Origin of the sequence: Ferrimicrobium sp., from assembly GCA_022690815.1 — a bacterium.
Taxonomy (GTDB): domain Bacteria; phylum Actinomycetota; class Acidimicrobiia; order Acidimicrobiales; family Acidimicrobiaceae; genus Ferrimicrobium.
In genome coordinates this window covers 51,590-66,203 of the sequence record JALCZJ010000012.1, presented here as the reverse complement: position 1 = coordinate 66,203, position 14,614 = coordinate 51,590, and the positions used below count along the sequence as shown (strand labels likewise).

12 protein-coding genes and 1 pseudogene are annotated in these 14,614 nt (G+C 56.4%); 4 read left to right on the top strand and 9 right to left on the bottom strand.

Annotated features, from left to right (window positions below):
- Nucleotides 1-326: 326 nt before the first annotated feature.
- Nucleotides 327-827 carry a hypothetical protein gene (locus MP439_05475; GenBank protein ID MCI2975511.1) on the top strand — a complete coding sequence of 167 codons (501 nt, stop codon included), beginning with the start codon at nt 327-329 and terminating at the stop codon, nt 825-827.
- Between the two features lie 404 nt (nt 828-1,231).
- Here the strand turns inward: MP439_05475 and MP439_05470 are convergent, their stop codons facing one another.
- The 3 genes and pseudogenes from MP439_05470 to MP439_05460 form a co-directional block, all read right to left on the bottom strand.
- A complete protein-coding gene (locus tag MP439_05470; protein ID MCI2975510.1) occupies nt 1,232-2,221 on the bottom strand; it encodes a hypothetical protein in 990 nt (329 codons plus the stop codon).
- Between the two features lie 364 nt (nt 2,222-2,585).
- Nucleotides 2,586-2,813: pseudogene (locus MP439_05465) on the bottom strand (IS1595 family transposase).
- Nucleotides 2,814-3,634: 821 nt separating this feature from the next.
- On the bottom strand, nt 3,635-4,561 hold the full coding sequence (locus MP439_05460) for a hypothetical protein (protein ID MCI2975509.1): 927 nt from the start codon (nt 4,559-4,561) through the stop codon (nt 3,635-3,637).
- 1,192 nt (nt 4,562-5,753) lie between these two features.
- On the opposite strand from MP439_05460, the gene MP439_05455 reads away from it, so the two are divergent.
- Both MP439_05455 and MP439_05450 read left to right on the top strand, forming a co-directional pair.
- Nucleotides 5,754-6,200, top strand: a complete 447-nt coding sequence (locus tag MP439_05455) for a nitroreductase family deazaflavin-dependent oxidoreductase (GenBank protein ID MCI2975508.1) — start codon at nt 5,754-5,756, stop codon at nt 6,198-6,200.
- 266 nt (nt 6,201-6,466) lie between these two features.
- Nucleotides 6,467-6,973 carry a transcriptional repressor gene (locus MP439_05450; protein ID MCI2975507.1) on the top strand — a complete coding sequence of 169 codons (507 nt, stop codon included), beginning with the start codon at nt 6,467-6,469 and terminating at the stop codon, nt 6,971-6,973.
- Between the two features lie 204 nt (nt 6,974-7,177).
- Here the strand turns inward: MP439_05450 and MP439_05445 are convergent, their stop codons facing one another.
- The 6 genes from MP439_05445 to MP439_05420 form a co-directional block, all read right to left on the bottom strand.
- The gene (locus MP439_05445; protein ID MCI2975506.1) at nt 7,178-8,104 is read right to left on the bottom strand and encodes an SDR family oxidoreductase; all 927 of its coding nucleotides are present in this window, start codon (nt 8,102-8,104) and stop codon (nt 7,178-7,180) included.
- A gap of 46 nt (nt 8,105-8,150) precedes the next feature.
- Complete coding sequence (locus tag MP439_05440) at nt 8,151-8,936, bottom strand: ATP-binding cassette domain-containing protein (GenBank protein MCI2975505.1); 786 nt, start codon at nt 8,934-8,936, stop codon at nt 8,151-8,153.
- Nucleotides 8,937-9,905, bottom strand: a complete 969-nt coding sequence (locus tag MP439_05435; protein MCI2975504.1) for an ABC transporter ATP-binding protein — start codon at nt 9,903-9,905, stop codon at nt 8,937-8,939. It abuts the gene before it with no gap.
- The gene (locus MP439_05430; protein ID MCI2975503.1) at nt 9,902-10,753 is read right to left on the bottom strand and encodes an ABC transporter permease; all 852 of its coding nucleotides are present in this window, start codon (nt 10,751-10,753) and stop codon (nt 9,902-9,904) included. Before MP439_05430 ends, MP439_05435 begins: the two co-directional genes overlap by 4 nt.
- 38 nt (nt 10,754-10,791) lie before the next feature.
- Nucleotides 10,792-11,805 carry an ABC transporter permease gene (locus MP439_05425; protein MCI2975502.1) on the bottom strand — a complete coding sequence of 338 codons (1,014 nt, stop codon included), beginning with the start codon at nt 11,803-11,805 and terminating at the stop codon, nt 10,792-10,794.
- Nucleotides 11,806-11,879: 74 nt separating this feature from the next.
- Nucleotides 11,880-13,454, bottom strand: a complete 1,575-nt coding sequence (locus MP439_05420; protein ID MCI2975501.1) for an ABC transporter substrate-binding protein — start codon at nt 13,452-13,454, stop codon at nt 11,880-11,882.
- A 367-nt stretch (nt 13,455-13,821) separates the two neighbouring features.
- Here MP439_05420 and MP439_05415 point away from each other — a divergent pair, with 367 nt between their 5' ends.
- Complete coding sequence (locus MP439_05415) at nt 13,822-14,592, top strand: SDR family oxidoreductase (GenBank protein ID MCI2975500.1); 771 nt, start codon at nt 13,822-13,824, stop codon at nt 14,590-14,592.
- Nucleotides 14,593-14,614: the final 22 nt, after the last annotated feature.

The following is a 14,614-nucleotide window of genomic DNA, read 5'->3' as shown; positions in this document are numbered from 1 at the left end:
CGAAGACTATATGGAGAAGTATGTGTACATCAACGGAAGTACACTGTATATTAAGGCGACGGGTAATAGTGGCGGGTTATTAGTGGGTGATTGCGTGGTTGGAGTCTTAGGTGGTGAGTTATTACTTACTTTACTGGGGGCTTAGGGGATATCTGGGTTGGAGGGGCAATTGGGTCCAACATAACGGGTGAGTGCGTGACTGCTATTGAGTCAAGCTGGCTCGCTCAGACGTTTTCCTCACTGTCAGTGCCTCGCGTCGGATCCGACGCTACTGGCCGTCTGTAAGCAAAGCTGAATGTATCGATGAATGCGGGTATGTTATGAACATGAATCGCAAACCAACCATGCAGGCTTTCCTCAGCGTAGTCATGTTTGGTACCGCCCTCGTCGTCAGGTTGCTGTCAACGATTGTGGCGCGGGTCTTGCACCTGGTGTGGCTCGCGAGCTTAGACCGGAGCTTTCTCGGATCTTGCCTTTCAATCGTTGTTGGCGTAGCCGTAGCGCTCAGCGTAGGAGTTAATCTCGATCCGGCCAAGGCTAAACCAGCCGTGAGATTCTTGCTGCTTCCCTCTAGAAAGAGAAGTGTTGGGGCTCGGGCGTCCAACAACATGGTGATTTCGCCGACAATGGAGCGAGTTGGACACGCGTCGCAGGTACTTTTATTCGTTGCCGTGGTGGTGCTTGGGGTAGCGCTTATCGCTCAACTCGTAACACGTCGGCTTACGCCCGGCTCCACGGTTCTCGATGTAGTCCTGCTAGTCGCCTTGGTTGCCGTTGGGGTTGTGCCAAAGTTGCTTCGGCTCGCTGGTCGACATCGCGGTGGCTAACCGACGAATGGCCAGGGCAATCTTGTCCGCATTGCTTTCACTGTCACAGATTTGAGACATGACAGTCTCAAGGTTTCCGTCCCGTTTCACCTAGCTGGCAATACGTTCTCAACCAAACGGTTGGATGCGGGTACCTCGGTTATTGTGCCAAGGTATTGGAAGCGTAACCCTCCGGACAGTCCGCGCACGCAGATGTGCTGGAGAAACGTTCTGTGAAGTGAAAGCAAGTGATCAGCGTCATTGTTTTGTGAGCGCAAGTGTTATTTCGTCTTAGCTCCAAGTCTGCTCCTTATGCCAACGAACTGGCGAGACCTTAGGGATATAGTCGTCAATGCGAATCGCCGGCATCATCGTCAACGTCCAAGCTTGCTGGCTTGAGCGGAGTGGTGGGGACACGTCAGATTTCAGATCCTGATCACAATGGAAGCAAAGCCATCGCCGGGACAGGCAGCATCCCATGGGGATCCTGGGGGCCCTGGTTCAAGCCTCGCTGGTCCTTCGGGACGAAAGAGCAGCTTGACCCCGTTCGCGAACGTGACTTCTGCGACCTCATTTATTGGGAGATCTCCGATGGCTTTGCGCATTTGAGTGGACTCCAAAGAGAACGATCCGCCCAGAAAATCACAAATATTCTCGGTACCAAACCGTATTGCATCTGCATTATCGACATCGTATTGATAGGCGACAGTCAGTGGGCCCTCTCGTCGGTAGTAGCGTACGGTCTGACCAGAGAGAGCTACAAACCCGAGCAATTGAGGAGATGCCTCTTGCTGATCATCGGGATCGTCAGGGTTCAGCGAGGCTTGTGAATCGCCGTTGCGCTCGTCCTCACTTTCGGACAGACTCTCCCAACGCTCCAATCCGACATAATGGCCACTTACGAGCAGAACACTCCAAGAGATCTTGAGGGATTCGTGTACTCCATACGTTGACGGCCAAGCAAAGGGAGCATTCTTCGCTAGCAGGTCACTCGGGGCCGAGGTGTCGATCGCGTAGAAGCGATCGATGAGCCGATCGACCGGCTCTTCTGGATGGGCACTGAGGTACTCGGCAAAGGGGCACTGGTCTTCGACTTCGACTAAGCCAAGTTGCCCGGTGAGCAACCCGTGGATGACGATCGAAAGACGGTCGGGGGTCCAGGTCCCGTACGAGTTCAGCGTGAGTGCTGAAATACGTTCAGGATCGTTGCGCTCCGAAAAGAAGAGATGCATCACCCCAAAACCTTCGAAGAAACACCCACGAATGCGTCGCTTTGACCCAAGGAGCGGCTCAAGTCCAACGCAAGCAGCTACGTAGGGTAGTGTCAGCATTTGCCTTACAAAGTAAGTGGTCCGGTGTCCTGGACGGTCGTAGTCACGCCGAGCGTTCTCAATTGCTTGATTGTCACTGTCCATGATGTCACTCTAACTGATTTCTGCGCTAGCCACTGACGGAATTGATAATGCCTGGGCAGAGTCCACTATAGTCTCTACAAAACGTGGTAGTAGCGCCGATCGGACTCACGAAATCATTAACGAAATCCCCCCCACCCATGACTACCCATGCATAGGTATAGATTGGGGTGGGAATGTTACCAATATAGAATTGGCCCTCGCACTGGTCTGATACACAACCGTAACCCTCAGGTTTCACGTTGGTCCAAATCAGGGTGCTGTCCTCAATAGTCTCGATGATTATTTGTGGATTCGTAATGCCGTGGGTAACATTTATGTGGTACCATCCGACTCCTGAGTTGCCTATACGCAAAGATATACATACTTATAAAGATTCACAAGCCACGCCCTGTTGCACACCACGAGTCGAGATAAATGGATGAGGTGTGCTCTGAACGCAGGTGTTCAGGAGCCGATTGACCAGAGATGATCTAATGCGTCTGCGGTTGAACCGGTAGACGAACTCCTCCATGTAGAGCTGTTTGTGCTCTTCTCTTCCGTGATAGGTGCCATCGGTGAACTTCTTGGTGTTGCCAACCAGCGTGTTGATCCACGTCGGAAGGTCTCTACGAGGTGAATTATCACTGATGTCCAAGCCGGTGTTAATCGCGAAGTTTGTTGATGGGTCGAGCAGTCAAGTTCTGCACTAGAGGAATGAGGTGATAATACGCGTCCTCGGCGACATACAGTCAGCCGTCATGATGATCATGAGCCTCTTGACGTGGATTTGCTCTCCTCGAGTGTGAAGACTCCGCTTATGGGTTTGGTGCAGCGCTCTCCGAGATTGTTGGTCACCTTGGCAATCGACTGGGAGTTGTTGTCAAAAGTATGGCAGTGCCAAAACTCTGAATCTCTACTCCCTCGCTAGCGACCTATCTCGCATTCAATATAAAAAAGGAACGTCGCTATGTTAAGAGAGGATTCTGCAATCCTTGACCTTTCATTCAGGCAGGTCACACCAGTTTCGCGAACGGCCCACCAAAGGGTCTCTGAGACAACTCGTACTACCATCCGGGAGTGCTTGGCGTGTAGTTGCAGCCTTCCCCGCCTGTGCAGATGGGGGCGAGTCAACAAGGAAGGGTGATGCGGCAGCAAAACCTGTAGGGCCAGCGGCAGCCCATTCACCCCCGCCGGTGGTTGGCGTGTAAGTGCTTCGTTGAGCCTAGCATCACTGCGTGGGCCGACCGTGTGTCGGAGCGATTGCATCAGATCGCCAACACTGACGGGACTGCTCAACGTCACTGCCAAGAGGCCGCCAACACCCAGTGGGTATCAAGGAGTCATAAAAGAGGAAAGTCGCTAAGTTAAGGGAGGATTCCGCAATTGGCAGCTACGCATTCGGACAGGGTGACCGAGCATTGCAAACGGCTCTCATCAGGACACGGTCGCGCGACGAGTAGCGTTTAACATCTTGACTATGTTTGCGGTTATGAGAGGGCTGAACTGTGCTACGACAGATCCAATCAGGGCAAAGCCTATCAGCCGCTCGTCGACCGCATAACTGAACAGCAACGGGACCATCGCCAATGCAAATACCGGTCCAATCTGCTTTTTCAATGCGGCAGACCCGGCATAGGCGATGAGCAGCGAGATAACGATCAAATATGGATCGTGAGTCCAGAGCAGTAGACCGATCGATAGTTCCAATGGAGTGACCAACCAAACCACCGTGATGATATCGTCAGACACCAGGCGGGTTCGCGAAAGATGTTGGGCGCGCTCAGACATCGCTACCAACAGCGGGGGAACCATCAACAAAGGGGTGCCGAATGCGAGCATCACAAGCAGAGCTATCACAAGCGAGCCAACGACCCTACCAACATGCTCGAGTTTCCATGGCGTGGTGCGGTCCCGGCGAAAGTCTGGCTTGAGCCAGAGCAAAGCCACAAGGGCTTCGATTCCCATGAGGGTGGCCACCGCTATCGGATACCACCATGAGTGGATGTCCAGGTAGATCGGTAAAAGTCCTGCCGAGAGCGCAGGCAATGCAGGCACCTTTGAGATTACCAACCCCGTGAACACCACTGCAAGTACCAGGGGGATTTTGAGCCAGACCGGGATATCGACATACATTGATATGGAGAGCCCAAAGATCGCTGCGATCACAATGTAGGCGTAGAACGGGATCAATTGGTCCAGCCACGAACGATTCCTAAAGAACAAGAGTCCTGAGCCAACGGCGCCCATCTCGGGCACCAATGCCGCCGACTGGTGGAAGAAGTGGACAGCGAGGACCATCGACACTGCGATACTGATAACGATGGCCGCCGCCGCACCCTTGTGATGTATTGGTATAGTCATGGAAGAGTTCATAACCATAAGGATAGTAGTAGATATCCCCACCGCCGTCCACCCGGCACAACGTGGCTCACGTGTCGAGTCACCGTGTTGATGAATCCTCTGTGACCACACAGAGTTCGTCAGTATGGTACGAACTATCGTGAACTACAAAGTGCACGATGTTAGCGCAGTAAGCCTCATCTTTGTGAACTCTCCGGATTGTGGATCCCTAGGCCACATAAGGGAAGTTTGATTGTATTGAGCATTTGACCTGTATAGAGAGCTATTCTCTGTATCCATCGATACGTCTCGCTAAGGTCACAACGTGACGCTACGGCACCTTAAAAACGAGAGACAGTCAGAAAGGAAATTTAAGATTCCTGTCTCTAGGCACGGTAGTTGGTTGTGGATCACGCCACGTGAACCTAACGATGGCCCGCAGGCTTGATAGTCAAGTGTGGCTGAAGTAGACTCGGGTGTGGCGAATGGAAAGCATAATAGAACAAGCAATAATAAAAAAAACTATTAGAAAAATAATAACCTGCGACTATCACGTACCACTGTAAGGTCGAGAGACTTGCACCTATACCTCGTTGAGGCCGAGGTGGCTACTCTACTACGGCGGCATTCCGGCCTTAGGGACTTCGTACTTGGCCGCGCGCGGCTTGAAACGGGTGGCGCGATGTAAGCCGGATGTCTGATGGCCGAGATGTTGGGCACTCGCATGTGGTTGGTGCCGACCGGTTTGTGGTTGTGAACGTAGTGGTGTCATGCCACCAGGCTGTGCCTTAGATCCAGGACTGTTGGATGAACGTGGACGCAGGTGCATTTACTAGGAGATTGATACGGTTTGGGGTGCAGCGTGGACAACGGCCCACCTAAGAACCAGAGGCGGGACAAAGCCCGGCACCTACACCAGAGCACTTCAAGGGCCGATGGCGACAGGTCCGCAGGGTCGTGGCCTGTTGCACCGGTGCTACGGCACTACAGCAGGGTTATCTAATTCTCGGTGAGTTGCCTCTGCGCGGACCGACCGCAGCACTCATGGTGCGTGTTGCTTCGCTCAGACAGCCTTGCAGTAGGGCGATGAGAGGTGATAGTCGGTGAGTACGCGAGGCGGGTCACGCGGAAGACCTGAGATTTCACCACCTCCTCTTTATCCAGTTGGCATGCGTTTTGCTAGCGTCCTGACGGTTAGCTCTATACTTGTCATATGCCATTATCCGGTGACTATGTGCCGAGCACCCAAGAGTGGGTTCGCAATCAAGTAGATCTTTATGAGCGTACAAACGGACGAGAGGGAGGAACGCTCTCTGACACGGGCTTGCCGGTGATCATCCTCTGGACGCTCGGAGCTAAGACTGGCAAGTTGCGCAAGACTCCGTTGATGCGTGTCGAGCATGACGGAGAGTATGCGCTGGTGGCGTCGAAGGGTGGCGCGCCAGAGCATCCGTTTTGGTATTACAACTTGATCGCGCACCCTGATCAGGTGACGATTCATGACCGTGAACTTGTGATGGATGCTCTCGTCAGACAGGTGGAAGGCCAAGAGCGCGTCATCTGGTGGGAGCGCGCGGTAGCAGCGTTCCCACCGTATGCGGAATATCAAACGAAAACCGAGCGTCGCATTCCGGTTTTCGTGGCGAGCGCTCGCAAGTAGCAACCAGTTCATTGTGGGCCAAGCTGCCCACTAGGGTTCGGTTGAGAGCCTGTGTTGCGGTCAATTCGTTCGATACTGGTGACGATTTGACTGCGGCTAGTCCGTGCGTAGTGACCCGGTATACGTACGGTCTCTGGTGTGGCCCACTGTGAAGCCGCCAGAGTTGTCCTGATCTTGATCGACTGCTCTCGGTAAAAGGGGTGCCCCCATGCCGATGATCTCACTGGGGCGTAAGTCCTAGACTGAAATGGTGGGAGGCGATAGACGTGAATCAAGTGCAACTGATCGATCGATTACGAGATCGGGGTTGGCGACTGAGCGCTCAGCGTCGAGTTGTCGCCGAGGTTCTCGAGGGCGATAACGTCCACTTGAGCGCAGAGGAGGTCTATCAACAGGCGCGACAGCGTTTAGACGAGATCAGTCAGGCCACGGTCTACAACACCCTTCGGGAGCTGGTCGCCATGCAAGAGCTCCGCGTTGTCGCCGTTGACGATGGAGTGAAGCGCTATGACCCGAATGTCGCTAAAGCGCATCACCATCTTGTCTGTACCAACTGCCAGGCGTTGCAAGACGTGCACCCTGTTGGCGATGATCGTTTGAGACTCGACCAGCAGCAACAATTCGGCTTCATCATCACAGGAGTCGAGATCGTCTTCAAAGGAGTCTGTCCGGCCTGCCAGCACTTGCAGGGCCAGCCTGATTCTCAAGCGGTCCCGGCTCCAGCCAGGGCGTCAGCACGAACCGTTGTCGACCCACAGGCCCCTGTGCGTTGAAGTTCATCACGCGCCCGTGGCTCTCCTTGCGACAACTCCTACCTGTTCAGGGCCCTCCTTTCATGCCTACTGTCAACGGACAGATCTGACAAAACACCAGTTGGAAAGCTAAATGCTAATTATCTCCGGGGTAGTTGCAACGAGCTGATCCACGCATTGCAGCAGGTTTATGCGATTGGCTTGTGATCAACGTGGCCGACGCGGTTACAGCGGGGGCTGCACACCAGACAAGGTGGCTGAGAGGTCCCAAAGTTCGGCGGCTACCTCATCATCGCGGGCCGCTCTCGGAAGACGAGCGAGTTTGGCTCGATGACCCCAGAGTTCCCCAGGCCCACTCGGGCCAAGGTAGGCCCCATTGGCCAATCCGGGAGCCAGTGCCGCCTCGAGCAGCGGGATTGCACCTCGCTGTGCCGGTTGGGCGAAGGCGAGATTGGCCGCCAACATCGCATACTCTCCCACCCGCCCGAGATTCGCCCGACCCGTTCGCCGTTGTAGTCCGGTGTTTGCAAATCCCGGATGTGCCGCAGCGCTGATAAGGACCACGTTGTTGGCTTGAGCTCGGCGGCTGAGCTCGCGAGCGAACAGGAGACAGGCCAATTTTGATTGTGCGTAAGCCTGGGTGCGACTGTAGCCCCTGATGCCTCCAAGATCGCCGAGACGTATGTGACCTTGATTGGCCATGAGACTCGATACGGAGACCACTCGGGGCTCCACACTGGCCATGAGCAGGGGCCAAAGGTGGGCGGTGAGGGCATAGTGGGAGAGATAGTTGATCGCAAACTGCTGCTCGAAACCATCGTGGGTCAGTGCCGCTGGCAACATCATGACACCGGCGTTGTTGATCAGAATGTCGAGCTTGTCGTGTTGTGCTACAAAGCGCTCGGCACTCTCACGAACCGACGACAGCGTCGCTAAATCTAGCGCGAGTACCTCAAGCCGAGCATCCGGTATCCGTCGTCGGATCCACGCTACTGTCGCTTGACCTCGCTCTGGGCTTCGACACCCGAGTACGACAGTGACCTTCGCCTTGGCGAGACCCAAGACACACCACCGTCCAAGCCCCCCGTTGGCGCCGGTGACGAGGGCAATTCTGTCATCAGCCTTGTGATCAGAGAGATCGTCGTTTGACATTGCCTCAGAGCCTAGCTGATAGGGGTACTGGTGGCGGTGTTAGACCTCATGGCAGACGTGGAGTTGAGGCCAACAGCGTCTGGGTATAGGGGTGTTGGGGGTTCTTGAAGATGTGCTCGGTTGAGTCGTCCTCGACCACATGGCCCCGAAAGAGGACGATTACCCGGGAGCAGACATGGCGCACGACGGACATATCGTGGGAGATGAAGATGAGGGTCAGGCCAAGATCTTGGACGAGGTTGGCGATCACATTTAAGACCTGTGCTCGGACCGACACATCAAGGGCCGAGACCGCCTCGTCAGCGATCAGCGTACTAGGTCCTGGCGCAAGAGCTCGTGCAATCGCCACCCGTTGACGCTGCCCTCCGGAGAGTTGATGAGGATAGAGCGAAGGACTGTTTGCCGGAAGACCCACAGCTTCGATCAGCTCCCGCATGCGGGCACCGTAATCTCCCCCGATGTTCAAGGAGCGCAAAGGCTCTGCGATGGACTCGCCGACGCTGAGCCTTGGATCCAGCGAGCCAAACGGATCCTGGAAGACGATCTGTACTTCACGGCGAAAATCGAGCAAGGCCGCGCGCTTTGTCGCGAGCGGTTGTCCATGAAAGAGGATCTCTCCTTCGCTCGGCTTCGTCAGCGCGACGAGCAGCCGTGCCAGGGTCGACTTGCCCGACCCCGATTCGCCGACGATGCCGACACGCTCACCATTGTCTATCGCAAGGTTGAGGTCATCGAGGGCCAGCACGCTCCGAACTCGACCCCCGTAGCGGTGGCTGACGTGTCTCAGTTCAAACAGCGGCGCAATCGGTGGAGACGCAGGTGCGGTGTCCATCTATCGTTCCTCGGGTGAGGGGACGTAGGGATGCCAGCAGCGGACCAAATGTTGGGCCCCGATCGCGGTAGGCGGCGTTTGGCATCGCTCTGACTCGCGCTCACAACGTCCGCGATAGGTGCAACCTGCGGGAAAATTGCCAGCCTCAGGAACCGATCCGGGGATGGTCGGCAGCTGGCCGAATAACGCTTGATTGAGGTCATCGATCCCGTGTGAGGTCGCCAACAACGCGCGGGTGTAGGGATGTTGGGGACGATGGGTGAGCTCGTGGGTAGCACCTGACTCGACGATCGTGCCCCCGTACATAACCTGGATGCGATCACAGACATTGGCTACCACGGCTAGATCGTGACTGATCAGCATGAGAGCACACCCGTGCTCTGCGGTGAGCTCTGCGAGGAGTTCGAGTACCTGCGCTTGGACGGTCACATCGAGAGCCGTCGTCGGCTCGTCTGCAAGGATGAGATCCGGGTTACAGGCGATCGCCATCGCAATCATCACTCGTTGGCGTTGCCCACCAGAGAGCTGGTGGGGGAAGGCGCGAGCCTGCAGTTCGGGCTGATCGAAGCCAACACGCGCGAGAAGAGCGATCGCCTCAGTTGCGCTGGCTTTACGAGTAAGCCCTCGGTGGATTCGCGTTACCTCGCTGATCTGCTTGCCCACTCGCATCAGGGGATTAAGGCTGGTCATTGGCTCTTGAAAGATCATGGCGATGCGATCACCCCGTAACTTCGAATACGCTCGTTCCCCAAGACCGATCAGCTCTCGGCCGGCCAAGCGTATTGACCCAGAGAGAATGCTCTCTTCAGGAAGCAGCCCCATGACGGCGAGCGCTGTGAGCGATTTGCCTGAACCTGACTCGCCGATCAGACCAAGTCGTTGTGCTGGATCAATTGAATAACTCACACCGCGCAGAAGTTCGATCCCTGCGATCGAAAGGTGCAGGTCTTCGACCTCCAGTAGCGTCACGAGCGTCCTCTCAACATTGGATCAAGCAGGTCGCGAACCCCATCGCCGAGGGCGTTGAGCCCAAAGACGGTGATGGCGATGGCGAGTCCCGGCCATAGCGCCAGTAGCGGGTCCTGGTAGAGGTAACTCTGGGCACTCTCCAGCATGCCGCCCCACGTCGGCGCCGGAGGTGGGGTTCCAAGGCCAAGGTAAGAAAGGGCGGCGACGGCCAGGATGGTGATCGACAGGAGGAGAGCAATCTGTGCGACAAGGACTCCCATGATGTTTGGCAGAACATGACGTCGCGCGATCTGAAAGTTGGAGCGACCGTAGGCTCGAGCCGCGAGTACGTAGTCGTTCGAAAGCACCGAGAGGGTGGTCGAACGGGTAACTCGGACAAAGACAGGGATGGACGCAATGCCGATGGCTAACGTAGCAGTCAGCGTCGAAGCGCCGAAGGCGGCGACCAACGTGATGGCGGCGAGCAACGCCGGAAACGAGTAGAGAAGATCGGCGCCTCGCATAATAACCTCTCCGGTGACGCCTCGTTTGAACCCGGCGATGAGACCGGCCGGTACTCCAATGGCCAAGGCGATGATGACCGCGCCGAGGCTCGAAAGCAAGGTGAGCTGTGTTCCTTTCATCAATCGTGAGAGGACATCGCGGCCGTACTGGTCGGTGCCCAAGGGATGGGCAAGGCTCGGGCGCAAAAATTCTGCGCTGGTGTTCACGGCCAAGGGGCCATAGGGCGTCCACCAGATCGAGACGATAGCAACAAGGACGACTACGCCGATGATGACCGCGCCGATGGTTGCGCTTGGGCCAAGGGCACCAAGCCGAAGGCGATGCTTGTGTGGCTGTTCGATCACGACTCCTTCAGGAGTTGAGCTCAATTGGCGATCGTCACTCAAGATCGTAGCCCCATCCGCGGGTCTATGACCCGATACAGTATGTCGACGACGGTATTGACCACGAGCACCGTGCTCGCGACCAGCATGACGATGTCTTGAACCGTGATGAGATCGCGGTTCGCAACGCTAGAAAGCAGAAGACTCCCAAGACCTGGGAGCGTAAAGACTGCCTCGATGACCACGGCTCCGATGATCAGCCCGGAGAGTTCAAGACCAAACACCGTGAGGACCGGAATCGACGCGTTGCGCAAGCCATGGCGAACGAGCGCCTGGTTGGGCCGCAGGCCCTTGGCTCTGGCGGTACGCAGGTAATCGGCGCGCAGCACCTCGATGACCGAGGCTCGAATGTAGCGGGCCAAGATCGCTCCCTCGACGAGACCGAGGGCGATGGCCGGCAACACCAGCGACTCCAAGGCACCGGTCACGCTCGTTGACCAGGTGGTGAACCCGCTAGCGGGTAGTACCTTGAGATCGACGGCAAAGACGATGATGAAGAGAATGCCCAGCACAAAGTTCGGGACCGCGATGCCAATCTGTGCAAGACCAGAAAGGATGATCCCCGAACGCCGTGTGTGTTTCAGCGCACTCGTGATCCCAAGTGGTATCGCGATGACGAGACCAACGAGAAGGCCCGCCAACACAAGCGGCCCTGTCACTGCGAGGGCGGCTCCGATGACCGGTGCAATCGGTTGAGCTGATATGTAGGAGTTCCCGAGGTTGAAGGTGATAAGACCGTGGATCCAATGAAGATACTGATCGACTAATGGTCGGTTGAGCCCCAACTTCGCGGTGAGGGCAGCGACCGAACTTGGGGTCGCTTGTGTCCCCAGGATAACTTGGGCCGGCTTGCCGGGCAAGATGTTGAGGACCACAAACACCAGCATCGACGCCAACCAGAGCGTGACGATCAGCGTGAGAATGCGCCGAAGAAGGAATCGCCGGAGTTCATGGGGCTGACCCGACTGGCGTCGAACGGCGACCGACGGAGCGCTCAGGTCACCAACCTGCACGTTCGCTACCGATCACGTCTGCTCCGAAAGCCTGCGCCTCAATCGTACTCTGGCACAGCCGCGTCGCCATGGCATCAACTGAGATAGCCGAGCTGCTTTGCCGATGCTGGAATTGTCCCACCGATACCAACGTAGGACAGATTATAGGACTCGGTGTAGGCCGTCGTTGGGATTCCTACGATGTCCTTATCGATGACCGTGATGAATGGGGCTATGTAGAGCCAGTCGTTGACGGCATCGCCGGTGATCTGTTTCAGGACCTTGCGGTAGCCCGCGATCCACTGAGCCTTGGTGGGCGCAGCGTTTGCGGCGGAGAGTTCTGCAGCGACTTGCGGTGTCTTGGCATAGTGCCAGTAGTAACCGGTGGTGCCGTAGTTTGAGACGTCCCGGCCCTCCGCCTGATCGATGATCGTTGCCTGAAAATCGCCACCCTCAAAGACCTGTGAGATCCACAGTGGGAAGTCGATGGTTGACACGCTGACCTTGATGTTGATCGCGCCTAATTCGGAGACGATCAGTGGAGCGGCGAGCTTGGCGTAGAAATACGGTGGCAAGATCAGTTGAAGCGAGAACCCTTTAGAATAGCCCGCCTGGGCCATGAGCTGCTTTGCCTTCGTGACGTTGTAAGGGTATTCACTGGCAAGATCGATGTAGTACGGGTCTGCTGGCACACTGTCGGTCCCGTCGATCAGGCCGTAGCCGCCGGAGGCGGCATCCATGATCGCCTTGCGGTCGGTTGCATACAATATGGCTTGACGTACCAGTTTGTTGCGCAGCGGGCCATAGGCGTTGTTCAAGGTGAGCTGAACCTTGCCGTTGGTCAGGCTGGATACGACCTTGTACTTGGGGTTTGATTTAAACAGTGTCGCGTCCGACGGCGCAGAGAGGTTGTCGATCATGTTTACCTGACCACTTTCAAGCGCGGCATTCAGCGCGTCGGCGTTGGAGAAGTAGCGAAAAACGACGCCAGACACATGTGGTTTGTAACCCCAGTACTGATTGTTCCGCGCGAGGGTGACCGAGTAGTTCGAGACCTCTCCTGTGACCTTAAATGGCCCGGTCCCAACCGGATCGGTGGCCATGGTAGAGATGGTCGAAGGGTCGAGAATGACACCGTTGGAATAGGCGGCTAGGTCATAGAGCCAGTTCCAGCTCGGCGTCGTCAGCGTCACCTGGACCTGGTCAGCGCCAACTTGGCGCACCGAAGAGACGTCGAAGATCTTCCCGTACGGGTAGGTAGAGCCTGGCGCATAGACGCGCTTCATGCTAAAGACGACATCGGCAGGCGTGAGTGGGTTGCCGTTGGAAAATTTGACACCTTTGCGGATGGTAAAGGTGTAAACCTTGTTGGCATCGCTCACGGTGTAGGAGCTGGCGAGGACGGGAACGATTGAGCCGTTGGGTGCCAACTGAACCAGGTGTTGCAACACGTTGTAATCGATCACCTCATCAATAGCCTGTGAGGCGTTGGCGGTTGGGTTGAGCGTCGGGGGGAAAACGTTTGACGATCCGATGGTGAGCGTCTGGAGCGGCGTACTCTTCGCCGTTGATGAGGTTGTTGAACTCGATGATCCACAGGCCGAAAGCATCAGAGCTCCACTTGCTACTAAGACCGATGCCTTTGCGAGATGTCGAAGCGAACTAGCCATCTCTCCCCCTCTCATCCTCCATCTCACCGATTCTAACCATACCGAAGGATCACCGCGCAGCCTGCTATAACCGGGGCTTTTAGCTCGCTTAGCTCACGGGAATCCTTACATGAGCGTCGCCCGGTAGCGATCGTATGCAGCTCGCCCACCTACGCATCGTTGCGTCTGATCAAACGAACCATGCGATGACCGAAGCCGGTCATGGGGGCGTTGGATCCGAGGTAGCCTCCAGCGAGGCAACGAAGGTCGGCGATGGTGAGCTATCAGCCGTTGGGTGAGACGTGGCCGCCCTCGATGCTCGGGCAACGCTGGCCTGCGACAGATAACATCAGAAGCGATAGCGTAGGAGCTAAAGAAGGGAGCTTCGATGGAGGACTTAGGACGGTTATTTGATCTCACAGGACAACGGGCGCTCATCATCGGAGCAGCGAGTGGCATTGGCGCCGCCTCAGCACAGGGCTTGGCGGCCTTTGGGGCTCAAGTGTGGTGCGCAGACATTGACGATCAGGCGCTTGAGCGCAACCTTGCCGAGATCCCCGATGCCCGATTGCTTCACTTTGATGTAGCAGATCCTCATGCCTCGACGCGAGTTCTCGCCGAGGTTGGCACTCCAGATATCGTCGTCACGACGCCGGCGATCAACGTTCGCAAACGGTTGTCCGAGGTGACCGATGAGGAGTTTGATCGGGTGATCGAGATCAACCTGAAGGGTAATTTTCGTGTGATGCGCGACTTTGGGCGCGCAATGGCTCAGAACGGTGGAGGAAGCATTATCGCCTTCTCAAGCATTCGAGCCCAGGTCGTGGAGCCAGGGCAGGGTGTCTACGCGGCGACCAAGGCAGGCGTGCTACAGATGCTTCGTGTGTTGGCGGCAGAGCTCGGGCCACAAGGTGTTCGCGCAAATGCCATTGCTCCTGGAGTCGTGGAGACGCCACTGACCTCCCAGATCAAGAACAACCAGGCCTGGTACGAGGCCTATCGAAACAAGACCATGCTTGGTCGTTGGGCACAGCCCACGGAGATGGTAGGGGCGGTCGTGTTCCTCGCCTCGCAAGCCTCCTCCTATGTCACCGGCTCCTATTTGGTGGTCGATGGGGGCTGGCTCGCGGCTGATGGACGCTTTGACCCTCCAGCCTGACCCGTCACCAACTCACAAGGGC

What these genes read in the sequence shown, in the direction of transcription:
- MP439_05455 (MCI2975508.1), top strand. Translation starts at nt 5,754, where the DNA reads ATGCCATTATCCGGTGACTATGTGCCGAGCACCCAAGAGTGGGTTCGC.
- MP439_05420 (MCI2975501.1), bottom strand. Translation starts at nt 13,454, where the DNA reads ATGGCTAGTTCGCTTCGACATCTCGCAAAGGCATCGGTCTTAGTAGCA.
- MP439_05445 (MCI2975506.1), bottom strand. Translation starts at nt 8,104, where the DNA reads ATGTCAAACGACGATCTCTCTGATCACAAGGCTGATGACAGAATTGCC.
- MP439_05440 (MCI2975505.1), bottom strand. Translation starts at nt 8,936, where the DNA reads ATGGACACCGCACCTGCGTCTCCACCGATTGCGCCGCTGTTTGAACTG.
- MP439_05415 (MCI2975500.1), top strand. Translation starts at nt 13,822, where the DNA reads ATGGAGGACTTAGGACGGTTATTTGATCTCACAGGACAACGGGCGCTC.
- MP439_05475 (MCI2975511.1), top strand. Translation starts at nt 327, where the DNA reads ATGAATCGCAAACCAACCATGCAGGCTTTCCTCAGCGTAGTCATGTTT.
- MP439_05470 (MCI2975510.1), bottom strand. Translation starts at nt 2,221, where the DNA reads ATGGACAGTGACAATCAAGCAATTGAGAACGCTCGGCGTGACTACGAC.
- MP439_05460 (MCI2975509.1), bottom strand. Translation starts at nt 4,561, where the DNA reads ATGACTATACCAATACATCACAAGGGTGCGGCGGCGGCCATCGTTATC.